At 38.9% G+C, this 21,960-nt stretch carries 9 protein-coding genes; 4 read left to right on the plus strand and 5 right to left on the minus strand.

What is annotated here, in order from left to right; translation table 11 throughout:
- Positions 1 to 233: 233 nt before the first annotated feature.
- Entirely contained in the window at positions 234 to 2,852 is a 2,619-nt protein-coding gene (pepN, locus tag ACU696_RS16610; RefSeq protein ID WP_110731831.1) for an aminopeptidase N, read from the minus strand.
- A gap of 521 nt (positions 2,853 to 3,373) precedes the next feature.
- Between pepN and pncB the strand changes: the two genes are divergently transcribed.
- The 4 genes from pncB (at position 3,374) to ACU696_RS16630 (ending at position 9,762) form a co-directional block, all read left to right on the plus strand.
- The gene (pncB, locus tag ACU696_RS16615; protein ID WP_004909615.1) at positions 3,374 to 4,588 is read left to right on the plus strand and encodes a nicotinate phosphoribosyltransferase; all 1,215 of its coding nucleotides are present in this window, start codon (positions 3,374 to 3,376) and stop codon (positions 4,586 to 4,588) included.
- A gap of 488 nt (positions 4,589 to 5,076) precedes the next feature.
- Positions 5,077 to 6,477 (plus strand): asparagine--tRNA ligase, encoded by a 1,401-nt coding sequence (gene asnS / locus ACU696_RS16620; protein WP_004909613.1) that lies wholly within the window; start codon positions 5,077 to 5,079, stop codon positions 6,475 to 6,477.
- 571 nt (positions 6,478 to 7,048) lie between these two features.
- Positions 7,049 to 8,155, plus strand: a complete 1,107-nt coding sequence (locus ACU696_RS16625) for a porin (RefSeq protein WP_164565714.1) — start codon at positions 7,049 to 7,051, stop codon at positions 8,153 to 8,155.
- A gap of 416 nt (positions 8,156 to 8,571) precedes the next feature.
- Complete coding sequence (locus tag ACU696_RS16630) at positions 8,572 to 9,762, plus strand: amino acid aminotransferase (protein WP_109911054.1); 1,191 nt, start codon at positions 8,572 to 8,574, stop codon at positions 9,760 to 9,762.
- A 101-nt stretch (positions 9,763 to 9,863) separates the two neighbouring features.
- Here ACU696_RS16630 and ACU696_RS16635 read toward each other — a convergent pair whose 3' ends face one another.
- The 4 genes from ACU696_RS16635 to ldtD form a co-directional block, all read right to left on the minus strand.
- Positions 9,864 to 18,434: an anthrax toxin-like adenylyl cyclase domain-containing protein gene (locus tag ACU696_RS16635; protein WP_209101248.1), complete on the minus strand. Its 8,571-nt coding sequence runs from the start codon at positions 18,432 to 18,434 to the stop codon at positions 9,864 to 9,866.
- 159 nt (positions 18,435 to 18,593) lie between these two features.
- Positions 18,594 to 19,241, minus strand: a complete 648-nt coding sequence (locus ACU696_RS16640; protein WP_164528978.1) for an MBL fold metallo-hydrolase — start codon at positions 19,239 to 19,241, stop codon at positions 18,594 to 18,596.
- A gap of 39 nt (positions 19,242 to 19,280) precedes the next feature.
- A complete protein-coding gene (locus ACU696_RS16645) occupies positions 19,281 to 19,829 on the minus strand; it encodes a YcbK family protein (RefSeq protein WP_004256173.1) in 549 nt (182 codons plus the stop codon).
- A 380-nt stretch (positions 19,830 to 20,209) separates the two neighbouring features.
- Positions 20,210 to 21,952: a L,D-transpeptidase gene (gene ldtD / locus ACU696_RS16650; protein ID WP_164528979.1), complete on the minus strand. Its 1,743-nt coding sequence runs from the start codon at positions 21,950 to 21,952 to the stop codon at positions 20,210 to 20,212.
- Positions 21,953 to 21,960: the final 8 nt, after the last annotated feature.

The raw sequence follows: 21,960 nt of genomic DNA on the forward strand, positions 1-21,960 counted from the left end.
ATACATGCGATTTTTTCGTCGGATAAAACGCGCTACAGATTACCCTATCTTATTGCCCTTTTACCACGAAAAAATCAATAAAAATGCATTTGTCTGGGGTTTCGGGAGAAAAACAACCATTTTATGAGAGTTATCTCTCATTTAATATTCCACTTTTGTCATAAACAATAATAAGCCGCTAAATTAAATTTTAGCGGCTTATTAAAACCAATAATTGGCTAGCTATATATAAACTAGCTTTCTAACGCTTTGGTTATTTTTTCAAATAGATCACCAGAAAGGTTATCAAGCGCTTTTAACTGTTCAAGCACTTTGCGCATCTGTGCTTGGCGCTTTGCATCATAACGTTTTAAACGGATCAACGGCTCAATCAGTCTTGATGCTACCTGTGGATTACGCGTATTCAGATCGACTAAAATTTCATACAAGAATTGATAACCACTGCTATCTTCTGCATGGAAATTAACTGGATTCCCTGCAGTGAAGGCACCAACAAGTGAGCGAACACGGTTAGGATTGCTCATACTAAATGAACGGTGATTCAATAATTCACGTACATTGGTAAGGGCTTCTTTCGCTGGATTTGCGCCTTGTAATGTAAACCACTTATCCATAACTAACCCGTCATGGTGCCAACGCTCATCAAAGTCTGCCATTAACTGCTCTTTACAAGCTAACTGTGATTCATTTGCTGCGGTCAATGCAGCCAGCGAATCCGTCATGTTATCGGCTGATTGGTATTGTTCCAGCACTAATTTGTTCGCCAGCTCGCTATCGTCACCCGCGGCTAAGTATTGCAGGCAAATGTTACGCAATGAGCGTTTAGCAATATCTTGGTGATCAACACGATAGCCATCAATATTAATGGAACGATAAACAGAGAGAAGTTCATCATGCATTTCTACCGCTAATTGATGATGGATAAAGTTCACCACTTCATGGATTGCGACAGGGTCGATAACCGTAAATAATTCGGCAAGCTCATTTTCGGAAGGTAATGTTAATATCAATGCGACTAACGCAGGATCAATCGAATCACTTAATAATACCCCACGGAAAGCATCAACCACCGACTCAGGCAAAACTAATGCCTCGCCGTTTTGATAATGAGCCACGTTAATTTTTACATAATTATTAATTAGTTGCTGCGCGGCATCCCAACGAGCAAATTCATTGCTTGCATGCTGCATCAAGAAAGCTAATTGCTCATCCGTGTAGTTGTAATCTAATTTTACAGGGGCTGAAAACTCACGTAATAAGGATGGAACTGGACGTCTTGTCACCTCATCAAATACAAACGTTTGAGTTTCTTGCGTAATGTTTAGCACTGAATTTACAACACTGCCATCACGTTTTAGCGTAATAATGCCACCTTGCTCATCATAGAGCTCAATATCCAATGGGATATGCAATGGTTTCTTTTCAGCTTGATCTGCTGTAGGTGGCGTCATTTGGCTAACATGTAGGGTATATTGCTGTTTTTCTGGTGAATATTCATCACGTACAGTTAAAACTGGTGTCCCTGATTGGCTATACCAACGACGAAATAGTGATAAATCAACATTTGATGCATCTTCCATCGCCTGCACAAAATCGTCACAGGTTGCCGCACTGCCATCATGGCGATGAACATAAAGTTGTATTCCCGCTTGGAACATTTCCTCACCGAGCAGTGTATGGATCATGCGAATAACTTCAGAACCTTTTTCATACACCGTTAAGGTATAGAAATTGTTCATTTCAATGACTTTGTCAGGACGGATCGGGTGCGCCATTGGGCTTGCATCCTCAGCAAACTGGGCTGAACGCATCACTTTGACATTGTTAATACGGTTAACTGAGCGGGAGCCTAAATCAGAGCTAAATTCTTGATCGCGAAAAACGGTTAACCCTTCTTTTAGGCTTAATTGAAACCAGTCACGACAAGTAATGCGGTTTCCTGTCCAATTATGGAAATATTCATGTCCAATCACAGATTCGATATTCAAATAATCTTTATCCGTCGCGGTTTCGCTTTTAGCTAAAACATATTTAGAGTTAAAGACATTCAGCCCTTTATTTTCCATTGCTCCCATGTTGAAGAAATCAACGGCAACAATCATATAGATATCAAGGTCATACTCTAAACCAAAGCGTTCTTCATCCCATTTCATGGCATTTTTCAGGGACTGCATTGCCCAAGGAGCACGGTCTAAATTGCCTTTATCGACAAAAAGTTCTAACGCAACTTCACGGCCACTACGAGTCACAAAGCTGTCTTTTAAAACGTCAAAATCGCCTGCTACTAAGGCAAATAAATAACTTGGTTTCGGGAATGGGTCTTCCCACTTAACCCAATGGCGACCATCTTCTAACTCACCTTCTGCGATACGGTTACCATTTGACAGTAAATAAGGATAACGTGATTTATCTGCTGTAATTGTGGTGGTATAACGAGCCAGCACATCTGGTCGGTCTTGGTAATAGGTAATATGGCGAAAACCTTCCGCTTCACATTGCGTGCATAGCGCCTCACCTGAAACATATAGCCCTTCTAGCGCTGTATTTTTTTCAGGACTAATTTCATTCACAATCCGTAGTGTGAATGATTCAGGTAATGACTCAATAATCAATTTACCTTCAGATTCTTTATAGTCCTGCCATGCTTTGCCATCGACTTCGAGGCTGACTAACGATAAATCTTCGCCATTGAGTTCAAGCGTTGAAGATTGCGGATTAAGGCGTTTTACCTTGCTTACTGCGGTAACCACTGTCTTCACTGGGTCAAGATTAAAATCGAGGTCAATTTCTGTAATTGTGTAATCAGGTGCTTGATAATCCTGACGATATTTCGCTTGTCTTAACTGGGTCATAAGTAACCTTTTAATTCGTTATATTCAATATCGTACTGCTTTAATACTTATACAATACTATAAGCCACAATAATGTGAATGGATTTGAGAAACATTTTCATCAAAAAATGTTATCTATTTTTATGGCTATGTTAGCTTTGTATGTCTCACCCTACTTAACTTTGTTAAAAATTCGTTTGTTTGTTGGTGCTATAGCACTATTAAATATTTTATGGCGTGTTAGTATCTTTTCGTGATTAATGCTTTTGTCTGTTTCTATGGGCAGAATATACATAAAACGTATTTATTTGATTTCATAGTAATACAGAAAGGCAATACGCGAATTTAGGTTGCCGTGCTCCTTGAAAACAAGAGATAGAATAACACTTCTATCTTTTGCTAAAGTGGGTATACTTTTGCAACTTTAACGATTTAGCTAACGACTATTGCTGCTTTTATCTCATTGTGACTTTTTGGAAAACAAGAGTAAAAATGAATAGCATTAGTGGTAAAAATAAGCTCCGCGAGGATGTCTGCGTGCCATGAATTTAGACGCTACACCAATTATTACATCACTGCTTGATACCGATGCTTACAAGCTTCATATGCAGCAGGCCGTTTTCCACCGTTACCACCAGGTACCGGTTGTCGCTGAGTTCCGCTGTCGTAGCAGTGAGATCTTAGGTGCTTACGCCGATGAAATTAGGCAACAAATTCAGTTAATGGCTAAATTGTCACTTTCTGATGATGAGCTGAATTTTCTCCGCCGCTTACCTTTCTTCCAAGAAGACTATCTTATGTGGTTAAAGTCATTCCGCTTTAACCCAGAACAAGTCGTTGTCAGTACCACAAATGAAGGTCAGTTAGCGATCCGCATCAGTGGGCCTTGGCGTGAAGTGATTATGTGGGAGGTACCGCTCCTTGCATTGGTCAGTGAAATCATCCAAAAAGATAGGCACCCAAACATTCATCCTGATGATGCTGTTCAGCAACTCAAAAAGCTGCTAAATGTTTTCTATCAACAAGCCGATGAACACCAACTTGATTTGTCTAACTTTAAGCTCATGGACTTTGGCACGCGCCGCCGTTTCTCCTACGACGTACAATCCGCCATTGTTTCAATGCTTAAACAAGAGTTTCCTTATCTTGTTGGGACGAGCAATTACAAACTTGCACACGAATTAGATTTATCCCCTGTTGGCACACAAGCCCATGAATGGTTCCAAGCCCATCAACAAATCAGCCCTGAGTTAGCAAATAGCCAACGTGAGGCATTGCAGAGCTGGCTTGATGAATACCCTAATCACCTAGGTGTGGCATTAACTGACTGTATCACCATGGATGCCTTTTTGCGTGATTTTGATGCTAACTTTGCAAACCGCTACCAAGGGTTGCGTCATGACTCAGGGGACCCAATCGAATGGGGTGAAAAAGCCATCGCTCATTACCAAAAATTGGGTATTGACCCGATGAGCAAAACGTTAGTGTTCTCTGACAGCTTAGACTTACAAAAAGCACTTGAGTTATATCGTTATTTTCATCAGCGGATTAACCTTGTTTTTGGTATCGGTACTCGTCTAACCTGCAATATTCCACATGTAACCCCGTTGAATATTGTGATTAAGCTCGTCGAGTGCAATGGTAAGCCTGTCGCTAAGCTCTCAGATAGCCCAGGCAAAACCATTTGTGAAGATGATGAGTTCGTCAACCAACTCAGAAAAGCGTTTGACCTACCTAAAATGGAAAAAGCCAGCTAATTAAGTCGCTTTTCCCTAGCTCTGAGTAAGAATTTGCACTTTTCTTGCCCAGAGCTTCAAAACCCCCTTTTTCTTTTATTCACTTACTATTACTATAGCTTTTAAGCTCAATAACCATGCTTCGCTTCAACAGAAATGTTTTATCGCGATTTTTTACTTGTTTCCTAACAAATGGCAAGTAACATAGAGCTTTGGCCCCTGAAAAATGGGTTTAATATTGAAGAAGCCTTATTAATCTGCTTCATCCGCCATTCGCATAATAACAATGTTGTTGTGCCTTTGAACTCGGTGTTGAATATTCCTATTACGAAAGTTGGAATACACCCTAAATAATTCGAGTTGTAGGAAGGCGGCTAGCAAATTGAGCCCTAGGAGCATACATAAGTATGTGACTAGGGTCAGTTTGTGAAGCCAACACACCTACAGCTCGAAGTATGACGGGTTGCAGATGCATAAGATTAACCATTATATAGAAGAGAGTGAATTATATGATAGTAGCGCCTGTAGTCGACGTACTGCAAGGCCGAGTGGCGGTAGGCACAGAAGTCACCGTTCAAGGCTGGGTACGTACAAGGAGAGATTCAAATGCTGGTTTTTCTTTCCTCGCCGTTTATGACGGTTCTTGCTTTAATCCGTTACAGGCTATCATTAATAATAATTTACCTAATTATAATGACGAAGTCCTGCATCTCACAACGGGTTGTTCGGTTGAAGTTACGGGTACCGTAAAAGAATCCCCAGGCCAAGGTCAATCATTTGAACTTGAAGCTACCGCTGTTAAAGTTGTTGGTTGGGTTGAAGACCCTGACACCTACCCAATGGCAGCAAAACGCCACAGCGTTGAGTTCTTACGTGAAGCAGCCCACTTGCGCCCGCGCACTAACTTAATTGGTGCCGTTGCGCGCGTGCGCCACACTTTAGCGCAAGCTATCCACCGTTTCTTTGATGAACAAGGCTACTTCTGGGTTTCAACTCCAGTGATCACTGCGTCAGACACCGAAGGCGCGGGTGAAATGTTCCGTGTTTCCACGCTGGATTACAACAACCTGCCACGTAATGACAAAGGTGAAGTTGACTTTAGCGAAGATTTCTTTGGCCGCGAAGCTTTCTTGACTGTTTCAGGCCAACTGAACGGTGAAGCCTACGCAACAGCAATTAGCAAAGTCTACACTTTCGGCCCAACCTTCCGTGCTGAAAACTCAAATACTAGCCGTCACTTAGCTGAATTCTGGATGGTCGAACCTGAAGTTGCTTTTGCTTCTTTAGACGATGTCGCAGGCCTTGCAGAAAAAATGCTGAAATTCGCCTTCAAAGCCGCTCTTGAAGAACGCCGTGATGACTTAGAATTCTTTGCACAACGTGTCGATAAAGACGTTATCAACCGCTTAGAAAGCTTTGTTAACTCAGACTTTGCACAAGTTGATTATACGGATGCCATTAAAATCCTAGAAACTTGTGGTCAAAAATTCGAAAACCCAGTTTATTGGGGTGTCGATATGTCGTCTGAGCATGAGCGTTACCTTGCTGAGCAACACTTTAAAGCCCCTGTGGTTGTGAAAAACTACCCGAAAGACATCAAAGCGTTCTATATGCGCCTCAATGAAGATGGCAAAACCGTTGCTGCGATGGATGTATTAGCACCGGGTATTGGCGAAATCATTGGTGGATCACAGCGTGAAGAACGTCTTGATATGCTCGATGCCCGCCTTGAAGAAATGGGCATGAATAAAGAAGATTACTGGTGGTACCGTGATCTGCGCCGTTATGGCACCGTTCCTCACTCAGGTTTCGGCCTTGGTTTTGAGCGTTTAGTGGCCTATGTCACTGGTGTCGGTAACGTGCGTGAAGTAATTCCATTCCCACGTACCCCAAGAAATGCAGCGTTCTAATAACGGCTTTTCTGTATTAACACCCTAATTTACGGGCCAGCTGATGTTGGCCCGTTACTTTTCAGCCCTAATATACTTTCGCTGTACAACTATCTCATCTCGTTACATCGAATTGCAGCCATATGATAACCAGATCACAATTTTTACGTTATCACCTTATTATTCTCCGTAAACAGCCAGCAATCTGCTGGTGCTAAGAATAATCTGCTTTTTAATCTCGCTATTCTCTTTTTACTAGTGATAAATAACCACTTTACACTCGCTAAACTGCTCAAAAAAAACTCAATTTGTCTTTTGAAAAAGTTCCCTAATTTTTGTAATATTTTTTAAACTGGTACGATGAGTGGTTATTTATCACTCTATTTTTTACATTTTGAAACATCTAGTTACCATTTGTTTCAGAATCTTTGATTTTGTAGCACTTTGAGGGTAGATAATTTTATTTAGCAATGGAACACTGGTCGCCGACATAGACGACACTAATCTCTCACAAATAGTTCCAATTATTTTTTGCGAATTATTTTTGGCAGTGGCAGGTGTCCGAATAACACCAATGAGGGTAATAATAATGATGAAACGCAATATTCTTGCAATGGTTATCCCAGCTCTGTTAGCTGCTGGTGCAGCAAACGCAGCTGAAGTATACAACAAAGACGGCAACAAATTAGACGTTTACGGTAAAGTTGACGTTCGTCACTACTTTGCTAAAGGCGACAGCGGCCAAGATGGCGACGATTCACGTGTTCGTTTAGGTCTGAAAGGTGATACACAAATCACTGATCAACTGACTGGTTTTGGTCGTTTCGAGTGGGAAACTAAGACTAACAAAACTGAAACTAACAACGAAAACAAAAACCGTTTAGCGTATGCTGGTTTAAAATTTGCTGATTTCGGTTCAGTTGATTATGGCCGTAACTACGGTGTTAACTATGACACGAACGCATGGACCGACGTTATGCCTTTATGGGGCGGCGACACCATGGCCCAGTCAGATACCTTCATGACTAGCCGTAACCGTAACCTGTTAACTTACCGTAACAACAACGCATTCGGTTATGTTGATGGCCTGAGCTTCGCTCTGCAATACCAAGGTAAAAACGGCGACAATAACAAGTCTGGCGGTAAAAAAGTTCACGAAAATAACGGTGACGGCTACGGTTTATCTGCAGCTTATGACTTAGGTTGGGGCGTAACACTGGGTGGTAGCTATGCTAACTCTTCACGTACACCTGCTCAACAATCTGGTAAAGTTAATGGCAGCACAACAGTTAATAGTGCAACTGGTGACCGTGCTCAAGTATGGAACGTGGGCGGTAAATTCGACGCTAATAACGTCTACTTAGCAGCTATGTACGGCCAAGCGCTGAACACTACTTACTTCGGTAAAAATGATACTATCGCTAACAAAACTGAAAACGTTGAGTTAGTAGCTCAGTACCTGTTCGATTTCGGTTTAAAACCATCTTTAGGTTATAACCAATCTAAAGCTAAAAATGTAAACGGTAAGAATGGCGATATCGTTAAATATATCTCTGTAGGTTCTTACTACTACTTCAACAAAAACATGTCTGCAGTTGTTGATTACAAAATCAACTTGTTGAAAGACAACGACTTCAGCAAAGAATACGGTCTGATGACTGATAACGTTGTTGGTTTAGGTTTAGTTTACCAATTCTAATTATCAGTTAACTGATAAGTTAGAAAACGGTAACATGTTTTTGTAAGCAGCGCTTCGGCGCTGCTTTTTTATTTCTCATTTTCATCTCTAGCATAAATTCCTCCTCCACGAAAACACCAGAATTATCAATAAGACAGACTGATTCACCATCTTTATAGATATTTATGGTCAGATTACATGCAATTCCTACCTAGTTCACAAGATCTCGCCAATTTTTGGTAAAACGGTTGGCAAAAAGCCTTTATCACGTTACCCTGAGAACTCGACTCGTTCGACTAAACCCGTTTTCAGCTACACCCGCGAGTTTCGTATGGTCTGGGCAGATTACAAGCAAGGATAGCCAACCGCATTCTCACTTATGCCTTCATACCTTAGGAACTGTGTGGGTACCACTACAGAGCTTTGGAATCGACAACATGTTTGAAAAAATTACTTCTGCCCCTGCTGACCCAATCTTAGGTCTTGCTGATAGTTTCCGTGCTGATCCCCGCGATAATAAAATCAACTTAGGTATTGGCGTCTATAAAGACGAATCAGGGAAAACCCCTGTGCTTGATACCGTTAAAAAAGCAGAAAAATACCTGCTGGATAACGAAAACACCAAAAACTATCTTGCGATTAGCGGAATGCCAGAATTTGGCCGTGTAACACAAGAACTGTTATTCGGTGCACAACATGAAATTGTCACCTCAAAACGTGCACGTACAGCGCAAGCTCCTGGTGGTACAGGCGCACTGCGTATCGCCGCTGACTTTATTGCCAAGCAAACCAATGCAAAACGTGTTTGGATCAGCAACCCAACTTGGCCTAATCACAAAAACATCTTTGAGGCAGCTGGCTTAGAAGTTTTAACTTACAACTACTATGACGCAGCCAACCACGGTATGGATTTTGACGGCATGCTTAACAGCTTATCATCTGCGGTAGCGGGGGATGTGATTGTTTTACACGGCTGCTGCCATAACCCAACGGGTATTGATCCAACCGCTGAGCAATGGACAAAACTCGCCGCATTATGTGCAGAAAAAGGCTTATTACCGGTTTTTGACTTTGCTTACCAAGGTTTTGCAAAAGGCTTAGATGAAGATGCCGAAGGCCTGCGCATTTTCACTAAAAACAACCCTGAAATGATTGTGGCGAGCTCATTCTCTAAAAACTTCGGTTTATACAATGAGCGTGTCGGCGCTTGTACCATCATCGCTAAAGACAGTGACAACGCAGAGCGCGCATTCAGCCAAGCGAAAGCCGTTATTCGTGCAAACTACTCAAACCCACCAGCACACGGCGCCGCAGTGGTAACAACCATCCTTTCTGATGACGTGTTAAAAGCTGAGTGGATCCAAGAGTTAACCGCAATGCGTGAACGTATTAAACGCATGCGCCAATTGTTAGTGAAAACATTGGAAGAAAAAGGCGCTAAACAAGACTTTAGCTTCATTATCAACCAAAATGGTATGTTCTCCTTCAGTGGCCTAACAAAAGAGCAGGTAGAGCGTCTACGTAGCGAATTTGGTATCTATGCGGTAAGCTCTGGCCGTATTAACGTGGCAGGCTTAACACTGGAAAACATGGTTCCTTTATGTGACGCTATCGTGAAAGTGCTGTAATTATTCGGATGCATTAAAAATTAAGCATTGAAAACGATAAAACAGCGTTTTTAATATCATGCCAGTCAGTTACGTTACTGACTGGCATTTTTTATAAAAAACTATTTAAGATGGCTAAGGAAGCGCTCCGTTATTTGTACCGCTCCCCAATTCTTCTGGTAATTATCATTCGTGATACTAAGGTCGAGATTTCGCTCATAATCAATGCGCTCTTCAACGAGTAACTGAACCAAGCGATCAATGGTTTGCTCTATATGTTGTTTCGATAATTCCTTGTAATTATTGAAATGACGCACCTGCATGACACTATGCATTGACCCAACATGGTTGTTATGAGATAGCGTCACTTGCCTTCCACTCTTTGAGCGATATGTTGTTTCTGCAACCTTAGCAGACAATTGTTTATAACTAACTTCTTCAGTATTAAAATCAATTAGAACCACTTGATTGCGTCCCTCAACATCCGTGATCTTCACATCACCTTTTCCATGACCGCTGATAATATAGAGGTCATCACCTTGAGTTCCCGTTAATTGATCTTCTCCATTTAAAGAGATTAGCACGTCTTGATGCATCCCTTGTGCCAGTAGTACATCATTACCTTGCCCGCCATACAGTACATTTTCACCGCCTAGGGTAATCAGCTTATCGTTACCACTACCCCCCTTAATAATACGCCCTTGTTGAGACATATCCATAACATTATCATTGCCGGCTAAGGTATCAATAAGCCAATTATTTCTCGTGCAATCCTGTTGTAATACAATCCCATCATCTTTCAATGTTAGGTTTAAAGGTCTCGCTCCGTCATTGGCTACCACGCCATTTAATGTGCTTGTAAGCTCATCAATGGGTTTCCAAGTGGTAAACTCCCCTGACTGTTTGGCTTTATGGAGTTTTTCAGAGAGATAATTAACGAGCGGGGTCATCCCGTGGCTCGTGGAGCAGTTAAATTTTTCATCCAGCCGCTCATAGTGGTGAATATTGAATTTACCCTCACCATCATCGATAGAAACCTTAATTTTGACAAGCTTGCCAGCTGATGATTCATAAAACTGGTATTCTGTATCACTCTTTTCAGTTGGCTGATGTTTAAAATTGATTAAATGAATATGGTTATTCCCAATCTGGTCTTTAATATATACCTTACTCGGCTGGTTACCATCGATGATATAGTGGTCATCCCCTACGCCTCCCAATAGTTCATCGTTTCCCTGACTTGATAGCAGCAAATCATCCCCAGACCCACCACTAATAGAGTTATCCCCCGCACCACCATATAAAATATTATTTCCAGCACTAGCTTTAAGATTATCATCGCCATCTCCCCCCAACAGGACATAACTTTCTAATCCTTTATTAATAATAGTGTCGTCACCACTTTGCCCATCAATGACATGCTTTTCAGATAGATACCCTATCGGTAATATAATTTCATCGTCGCTCGTGCTGCTTTCTTTAACTGGGTTTACTGGTGATAAGCGGTTTGCCTGTAAATTGACTTTAAATAAGTTGCTATGCTTATCTTGGATTAAAACAGCATTAGAGATCTTATTACCTACGTTGCTAAATTTAATAGCCAATTTTTTTTGCCCAAATTTATCTACGCTGTATAGCTGCCCATCATCCTTATAGAGTGAATAACCATTCTCTGTAGGTAACAATAGGCACAGGCTGTCTTTATCTGTAAAACTGTCATTTACTTTAGAGAAATCAAACTCAACCTCACCATACTCTTCTTTGCCTTGCACAATTTGATAGGTATCTATTCCATGGCTAACTTCAATATGGCTACCTAATTTTATCAGGGGTAATACATTATTTTCGCTGTTTCCACGGTAGGTTAACTGCTCAGCATAGCCTATTGGAATAAACCATCCCCATGTAGGCTTTTTATAATGACGAGATTGGTTTATCGTTATAACCCCCGCAGATTCATCTATTTTGACGGATTTTCCGTTTGTAGAGGGGAGTTGATCACTTTCTTGTACATAAGTTAAGCTGAAATACTGGTTAGGATGTTTTTCATCTTTCACTGTTGTCATCACCCAACCATCAAGAGTTTGTAGCTGATATCCATGATGTGGTGCCTTCAAAGCCGCGTCTTGCACATTTTCGAGGACAATGGTGACTTCACTTTCCACATGTTGAAAAAAATGTCCATCTATACTACTTTTTGGCTGTTTGAGTGTTAAAACCAAGTTGTTGCCGTCTATTTGAACATGCTTTATTTCATCTAGAAAATATTCTAAAGTGACTCTGCTTTGTAAATAATTAGATTCTTTAATAACCACCTTTGCCTGAAACTGATGGCTACCTTCTGTATAGCTAGGGTTAAGAGACTTTCGCGTTTTAACTGCTTTCTCTTTCCTGTCGAAATAACGCTCTGTAAGGTACAAGTCATCAACATGTTCAAGCCACTCATAGCGGCGAATGTGATAGTTGTCATTTCCATCACCACCAGCTGCAATTCCTTGCGTTAAAATGAGTTTATCATCCCCTTCTTTACCCTCTAAGATATCCTTACCTAGTCCACCATCCAGTATGTTTGCAGTGTCATTCCCCTGTAAATGATCATTGCTATTCCCCCTGACCATCACATTTTCCATATTTTGCAAATGCGCAACGGGAATAAAAGGATGATCCCCTCCTCTTTGGTAATGCAGCCTATTTTCGTTTAAGTCTACAGACACTCGGTAGCCATCGGGTAGGTTATCAATAATGACGATATCCTGCCCTCCTTGACCGTCAAGGTACTTAGTCGGCTTGTTATCTTCTCGCGATGTTAACGAGGCTAAACAGCTATCTCGGATAAAAAATAGATCGCTCTCATCTCCTCCCGCAAAGTATTTCTCACCTGATAACACCTGAAAGGCATTTTTTTGTACTTTTTTACCAATGACAACATCATTACCATTCGCTGTATTCCAGCTGGTTCCTTCGCTATTAGTATTTTCAATATATAACGCTGTCCGCTGGCTGTTATTCACTATATGCTCACTAAAAGCACGTTCGTTTTCTCTGAGCATATGTTGCCCTAAGACGCCAAACTCCGTTTTTTTCGAATAAAAACTAATTTGTTCCGGGTTAGAATTTATTAACTGATATTGCAGGGGTAATGATAATTCATTATCTAAAATTTGATGTCGTGCTTTAAATGCCTCAAATAACGGGCTCTTATAAGCAGAATTTAAAGAGTAACGCTCGTGAGTGGCGATACTTCCGATATTTTTAAGGTCAAATACCGCTTTCTCTTTTGATTGAAAGCGAAAATTATGGCGAATAGACCAGCCCATTTTTTCATATAAAACCTTTAAATTTTTAAACCACGCGGTGGTTCCGACAATTTTATTTTTTAAAATAAAATCAATCTCATCAGCCGTAAATGTGGGAGCCCCTTTACGTACAAACCGCACAGAAGTATCCCCTGCCCCCATATATAGATTTCCCAGCTTACCGTAGAAATAATTACCATAATTATCAACTAAATAATATTTCGGCTCATTTTCATAAGTCGGCTTTTCAATAATACTGAGGTGATGAGCAAATCCTGCCTGTAGAATATTATTTTCAAATAAAGCTAGATCCATATGCCAATCTTGCTCTTTGAACGCATTAATATAATGCTGTATATTCATCTCTTGCTGGCTACGTAAGGTTGGGTCTAAGCCTAAAGCACCGCGGATCCCTTCTTCTAATTCACGATCCCAATCAATATCAATAACTTGTTTGATGTTTTCAACCGCACGAACGCCGCTATAAATCCAGCCTCCTACCAGTAAGATCCCACCAATAACTAGCCCAGCGACTGGAATTGTAGAAGACCCCACTAAGATACCAATAACGGTGACCCCATTGATCACCGCACTCGCAATAGAGAAAGAAGCATTCACAATAAGGTCTTGGCGCTGTTTAGGGTCTGTTACACTGTCCAGTTTAGATAAGCTGTCGTAAGCTTGATAGATATCAATTCCCATCCCCACCAAATTGAAAATCACCACCGTCCCCGTGGCGATCCTCGCGCGGACTAACGAAGTCGCACCCTTACCTGATGCGATATTTAATAGCATTGGTTGCACTATCATATCGCCATAATTAAATAGAGCAGACGCAGCAAGTAAATAAAACTGTTTTTCTAGCTCTTTAATTTCTTCGTCACTAAGATCTGGGTTATCTAATTTGTCCAAAATTGCATACGCGCTGATCAGGCTTTGGATAGCACCGGTTGCGCCCATTAGTTGACCAGCACGATTGGCTATGCGCTGAAATTGAGGAAGCTTATGACCTGCTTGACGAACCTTAGCTAAAGTGGAAGGCGCTATAGTCTCCTGTTGAGCATCAACATTATTCGCTAAATATTTAAACTGTCTTTTCAATACCCCCGATTCAGCAAAATTAACTTGGCGCTCGACTAGCTGATGGATATCTGCTGATTTTAATTGCTCATGGAACACTTTAATGAAAGCGAGATCTTCTTTTCCACCTTCCATCAGTGTGAAATACATCGCTAGTTTATCAGGAGAAAAACGGATTTTATTATGTAAATCAATGGATTTTAGGTCGCCTAGAGAAATCGGTTTTCCTTTAATAGTTGCACCAAGTTGTTGTAATTTGGCAAAAGCAATTTTTTCACCATTGAGCGTGACCCAGCGGTTTTTTGGTAGTGTAAATTCAGCTTGGTCAATAATTGTTTGTCGTTGGTTACGCATAGAAGACAATACGGTTTTAAAACCTGTCGAATCCAAGTCAATAAACTGGAAGTCTGCTCTAAATTCGCCATTAGAAAGTTGGAGGTTTTCACTAAAATAATGCTTAATTTTCCGTTGGAATTGCTGCTGAGCTTGCTGAGAAGATCTGTTTTTTACACTTAACTGAATCCCTTGAGGATCAAATAAGCTGATTTCATAACCTCCATTACGTTGCACATGAGTGACGGTGTAAGTTACCGATTTCCCCTTTAAGAATATTATTACGTTATTCGTATCTGTAACTGCTGAAAACAGATTTCCTATCGGTTGATCCGCTATTGATATTCCATTTTTGTGAACTTCAATATTAATATATTGGCTATACTGTTCCATCTTTTTCAACAGTGATCTTTCTGCTGATGTCGATGTATTTTTCACTATAGCTTGCTCTATTTGCGATTTACGTTCAATAAAGTCTCGTGCTAAATGACCGTCTGCTAAATAAAATTCAATCGCGTATGTCCCCCCCAACGTTTGATCCATATCTCGGTTTTGAGAGCCAGAACGAATAACCCCATGGTTCAGTAACTCAACCTTATTACCATACATTAATTGTTGGTTAAATTGTGCCAATCGCTGTGCTTGGCTCTGTTCATAAAAATAAAACGCTTCTGTAAAAGAATATTTTTTGAATGGTGCATTTTCCCCAATAAAATTAGCTGAAGATAGTTCACTAAACTCATTTAACCTATTGTTAAATGAAATCAGTTTATGATTATCAGTCACTAACTCTAAAATTTTACCTTTATCTATTCTATCCCCAGCAGGAAATAGTTTCATTAATATATTCTGCGAACGCTCACTTAAGTGATTTAATATTGATAAATCATTTTTTATCGCGATCAATAATGCCTGAATATCACTCGCTTGTTGTTGATAACTACTTGATATTGAGGGTTCTAAGAGCAACTCTAGTGATAATATATTCGTTTCAGCGTTTTGACTTAGATATTCATTTAGTTTTCGGTTAACTAACGGGTCTGATACTGCAATTTTTAATTTTTTAATATCTATATTTCCATTTCCATCTGAAAAATACGTCAATAAATAAGCGTGATCTGTCTTATTGATATCTTGAATAGAAATTTCTTTTAACGCTATTTTTTCTAGTAATACAGTTAGCTGGTGGTGTGGCTGCCACTCTAATTTGGCAAACGGTTTACCGAAATTATTTTCAATATTATCAATGTATCCACTTTGAGTTTCTTTACCTTCAATAAAATTTCGCACAGCGATAGGAATACTTTTCTTACGCTGTATCTCTCTACTTGCATTAATATAGCTATCCGATATTTTTCTTTTTGGATTAAAGTATTCAGCATATTCCCCTTCACGCCAGTTAGCATTAAGAGGAGCACGATATCCCTCATTGATTAATAACTGTTGAAAATTTGAAAGGCTTTCAACATCATTAATAATAACCGCACCCGATGAATTCATTTGGAAATATGTACCTATCGACTGACGTGTTCCTGATAATTTATTTTTTCCTTTTAATTTATCCGGTAAGAAAAAAGTAATCGGAAAGTTATCTTTCATCACACTTCCAGGATTGGCATCATCAGCCCCATGATGTACTAACTCTAATCCAATGGGGCGCTCTAATTTTTTATTTAACTCTTGATTAATCTCCTTGATTTTTGCATTCGTAATACCATTATCTTTCCCCTCTCTTTTATTATATTCAGCTTCATTGTGATAAAGCTTTTTCTGTTCATTTGTGAGTTCATCATAGTTAACACTCGCTTTCCACTCTTGCCATGAAGGCATTTCTGACACTTTAACGTAATGCTCTAGCTCAGAAACTGGATAGATAACACTAAAGAGATCATAATCTGCTGTCATAGCTTTCCCTGTTTTAGGGTCACCGACTACCAGGAAAGGAGCTGTTTTATGACCAGACTGATAAAAGACTTGCCATAACTTAGTTTCTCCTCGTGTTATATTATTCAGAATAAAACTATGTGGTACATTATCCACTTTGGCAGTTGTTCTTCTTATATGGTCCCCCCTGCCTATATCCTCCAATGAAGTCACAGCCCCATATTTAAGTAGCTCATTCATACGCTCATGAGTTACTTCAAGTATTACCGGCTTTGCATGCCCTTGCTCAATAGACTGCGTTATATAACCATTATATTTTTCTTGCTCATCCCGGCCTGATTTTTTAGCAAACTGCTGCAAAATAGGAATAAAGCCACTATGAGGCCCCCAATCTGAACTTTTACCTTTAATCATGAGCCCTTTACTGCCATATAAGCCAGAAGCGATTAAACTTGTCGATTTATAATCAATAGGTCGCATACCTATAATAACATTATAGTCATTAGCAACTTGCGTAATGGCTCGTTGATGATTTTCTGGGATCCCTGTAATAGCCTTAGGTTCATTACTGGATAACGGTTTTAAATGCAAGTTGGTACGAATATAATCCCTTGCAATGTTTTGGTTATTATGGCTTTTATTGATATTTTCAAAGGTCTTGATGTCGAAATTTTTATTTATCGAATATATTTTATATCCATCTTGAGAGATAAAAACATCTTTTTTAATTTTTGCTATAGTTTCAGGATTATTAATTATCCGTGTATAAAGGTCTTGTCCATCTAAAATATCCGTATATGCTATAAACTCTGTGCTCCCTGTGACAACCTTAATTTTTAATAAACAATTTTCCGGATTAAATTCTTTATATATTATTTTACACTTACTCCCCTTCTTCTGATAAGTGATTCCCCTCTCAGCTAAAAGTACATTTTCAGTTATTTTTAAACTGGTATTATTTATTTTTTTAAAATCAATCCCACTATTTCCATTTTTTACAAACTCACTAACAGCTATATTATAATCATTCTCAAAAATAGGTATTTTGCTTTCTTTAGCAATTTTCTTAATATGACTATCTAAATAAGAAAAAAAATCAACCTGTTTGTTAATCATCGCAACACCATAATTAGGGTCAAAGAATTTATATTCCCATGATTTATTTTTATTGTTATACTTTGCGCTAACAACAACTACGTGGTTACCTAAAATCAATTGATAATAGAGTGGTGTTTTATTTTTAGCTGTATGGCCAATAACGACGTCCTTAAACCTCTTGACTGTCGTTCCCTTTAATGTATTGAATGAATAATTCTGATGTATATTATTTCCTTGAACACCTCGTTTTTTATTTATTAATTCTAACTTTAAATAATTATCTCTATTAACACTTTCAGATATCGAATCAATAAAAAAATTTGCATCAGAGACGGAGTATTTATTTCCTAATACCTCCCCACCCCGAATAAATCTATCTTTTAATTTTAAAAATATAGGGTCAGAACTAATAATCTCTCCTTCCTTTGTATTAAAGAAATCTTCTCCTACATATAGTGCATTGATATATTCTTTAAGTTTTATTTTTTGAGATTCATAAAGATACTGATAATACACTTTATCTTTTTTATTTTCATTTACTGCTTTATTAAAATTTTTATCAATTATATCATTAAGATAATCACGAAAAACTCTATTATTAATTTCATCATAGGCTAGGCTATCAAAATAAGTTTTATTCCTTAATGAGTTATTATGAATTCCCTGAATTTTAATAAAACCATAAATATAGTCATTCAATAAAACTTGGGCGTGCATTTTCAAAGCATCATACTTTACTTTATCTATTGCAGATAAACCCTCGCTATCAAAATTAATAATATCATATAAATAATTCAATTGCTGAATGTAATCAGCACCTTTATTGTTTATTTCATAGATTAAAAACTCATTTGTCAACCCATAACAATAACCTGGTGATTGACTATGATTGATACCATACTCAGTCATCATATTGATAAAAAATGTTTTGTTTTTAGGAGCATTAATATAATTATATAAATTATATTGCATGAAATTAATAGTTTGGTCATTTTCTTTCATCTAGTAATTATCCATAATTATTATTTAAAATAGAAAAATAGCAAAACCAATACTTTCATTCCATAAGTAATATAAAATTAGGAGTAAATTTAACTACACTCATAAAAATAAAAATGCCTCAATAATGAGGCATCAATGGATAATATAAATAGTTTTTAATTACCAAACTGGTTGTTCATCTTGCAAGAAAGGGTTTGTTTTTCGTTCAAAACCGAGATTAGACATCGGCCCGTGACCTGGTATAAATTGAAAATCATCACCAAGAGGTAATACTTTATTTTTAATAGAGGAGATTAAGTCTTGGTGGTTACCGCGAGGAAAATCACTTCGCCCGACTCCCCCTTTAAACAATACATCACCCATTGAAATTAATTTATCAGCGTGATTCACAAAAATAATATGACCAGGGGTATGACCGGGACAATGCAACACATCAAATGTGATATTGCCACAAGTTACTTTATCCCCTTCTTCTAACCAGTAATCTGGCGTAAAATCAGGGCATTCGCCAATGTAAAACATCGCATTTTGCTCTGCGAGGTTTTCAATCCAAAAAGCGTCTTCTTTTTGTGGGCCATAAATAGGCACTGAAAAGTGCTTAGAGAGGATAGCTGATGCACCGATATGATCAGAATGGCCATGAGTTAACAGAATTTTAGTTAACTTCAACCCAAGGTTTTCAATAGTAGAAATTAATTTTTCCGCTTCTCCTCCGGGATCAACAACAACTGCATCTAACGTATTTTCATCCCAAATAACTTGGCAGTTTTGCATAAACGGTGTTACTGGGATAATAGTATATTTCATCGAGCAATTACTCCGTAATCTATGTCACCTATGCACAGATTACCACGTTCTTGCTGGTCCTGTATCGATATGTATAAAATTGCTTCGAGGATAATAACCAACGCCACCCGCTTTCATTTTCAATGCGGCTTTACGGATATTGCTCAACTGTAAACCTTCAATATGGAAATCCATTGCCTGCCCGCGTGTGTGGTAGCTTTTTTTCGCCACACCAGAGCTTTTACTGCGTAATTTATTATTAGTCTCTAGAGAACGATAACCAGAAATAAGCTGCACAGGTTTATTTGTTCCCATCATCATTTGTAATAAATAGATTTGATCAAACAGTTTGGGGTCGATGGTTTTCACTTTGTCACAACGATAGTCACGGAAAAAATGATTTAAACGTGCTAGTTCAGACTTATTGTAGCGGCGCCCATCAAAAAATTCAGTTTTTAACGATTCGCCTGTATTAATATTTTGAAAACGTAAAATACGTGGTCGAGGGGTCGTCATTGCAGCAAATACATGGCTTGGTAATAAACTAAGGCCAATCGTTGCGGCCCCAATACCTAACCATTTTCTGCGGGATTGATCAATTATATCCATAGGTGATAGCTCAGACTCTAATAAATTCAGTATTAATCGATAAAATTTTGGCAATCTATTGAGTCTAGCAAATCATGCCTAGCTTTAATGTATAATAATGTAAAGATATGCATACTTCACAGAAATTTTATTGCAATTTTCGTCAAAAAGAGAGTTTTGTCACTCAAACCGCTCGAAACATGCAATTTAAAACACAAATTATGCTGCCTTTTTCAAAGGTGAATAAAATGGTAATGGCTGAATAGCCATAAAACAATAGAATAAACAGGATAAAAACGGATTTTAGTGGAATTTTGCTGAATGGAAATGTACAGCAAAGAATATTCAGACAGTTAATTTAAATATCTAAGGGGAGAAAAACTCCCCTTTTAAATAAACAATTAGTGTAAAATCTTTTTCAAAATTGGCAAATATTTATCTGCATTATTAATAGAATTATCATACTGATAAATATCGGCTCGATATTGTGGTTGCTGGTCTTTATCTACCCAAGCAGTTTGATAGTACAGAAAAACTGGGATCCTATCGGGTATATTCACATACCGTGTTGCGCCTTCTTTCAATGCACCATCAATTCGTTTTTGTTCCCAACCAGCATCACCTAACAAAATACTGGCTAATTCGCTTGCTTTATTCACTCGCACACATCCAGAGCTTATTGCACGTGCATTACGATTAAATAAACTATGGTTTGGTGTATCGTGTAAATAAATCGCATCTGAACTCGGCATATTAAACTTGTAGCGCCCTAATGAATTGGTAGGGCCAGGGGCTTGTCGAATGCGATATGGGAAATTCGCTGGGGTGATATTTTCCCAATCTATCGCATAAGGATCAATTTCGTACGAATCGGAGCCCCAACCTGAATACACTGTATACCCTTTACGGCTAAAATAACTTGGATCTTGCTTTCCTTTTGGTGCGATATCTTTACGAGCCATACTGGTTGGCACGCTCCAAGGCGGATTAATAACCACGTTATTTAGTGCACTACTCATGATCGGTGTTTTGCGATCAGCACGACCAACAATCACTTTTGAATCTAAAATCACTTCATCATTTAAATAGAAATCTAAAGAATAGCCAGGAATATTGACTAAAATTCCGGTACCACTACTTGCAGGAATAATACGCAAGCGCTGAATATTAAGTGCCATTAAACCCGCTTTCTGCTTAGGCTGCATATTTAGCCAAACACGCGTACCTTTTCCAACCACACCATCTGCTTCTAAACCATATTGTAATTGGAATTTTTTTACAGCCTCGACGAGTTCTTGGTCATAGACTTTCGACACAGCGCTCGCTGGTGTTTCTGATGATTCGACTGTTTGTTCAACCGCCTGTTCTGCGACTTGAGCCATTGTCTCAGGAGGTTCAATTTCTTCGGTTACACTTCCACCTTCAAGTAACCCTTCACGTTGTAAGATTTGACGTAACATAACCACATCATCGCTAGACTGCCCTGGCTTTAATGTTTTCGTTCCCACAATTTCCAAATTATCTTCAGGCATCGCCAATAATTTCAACATTTCCTTGCGCATTGGCACATACATTGGATGATTTGGCGCCTGCGATTTTACCCAACTACTTAGGTTATTAGACTCAACTGCATCTAGCCATGGTTTCATTTGAGCCGTCGTGGGCGCAATAATTTTATATGGCCGATTCGTGTATAACCAATACTGCCCACTCGCTTCTATCGAAGATAAATACTGTAAATAGCCAAGCATGGCATCAGACAAAATAGCGTCACGGCCCAACTCATTTAATTGGTTATTTTCCAATATCGCCAACCATTCCCCGAATTGCGGCTGAACGCCAGCAAGAGATAATTCTGCCAATTGCTGTTGAAATTGGCTAATTGCTGTTTCATCTTGCCACAATAGCTGCATTTGCCTTTCAGCATATAGTTTTGCTAATTGCGTAGAAAAAATGGGTTTCACATCCGTAGGAAGCGACTGTGTTATTTTGGCTAAACTTTCTGTTGGTGTAACTGAAGCTATCGTTTGAACTTCAGAAACACTTTGCTGCGTATTTTCTTCGTTTGAAAATGCAGGAAATTGTAACGCCATCAACCCGCATATTACTGAGACTTGCAGAGCTCGCACTCTTCTCTTCGCCATACATCCAC

Source organism: Providencia sp. PROV_01 (assembly GCF_053098325.1).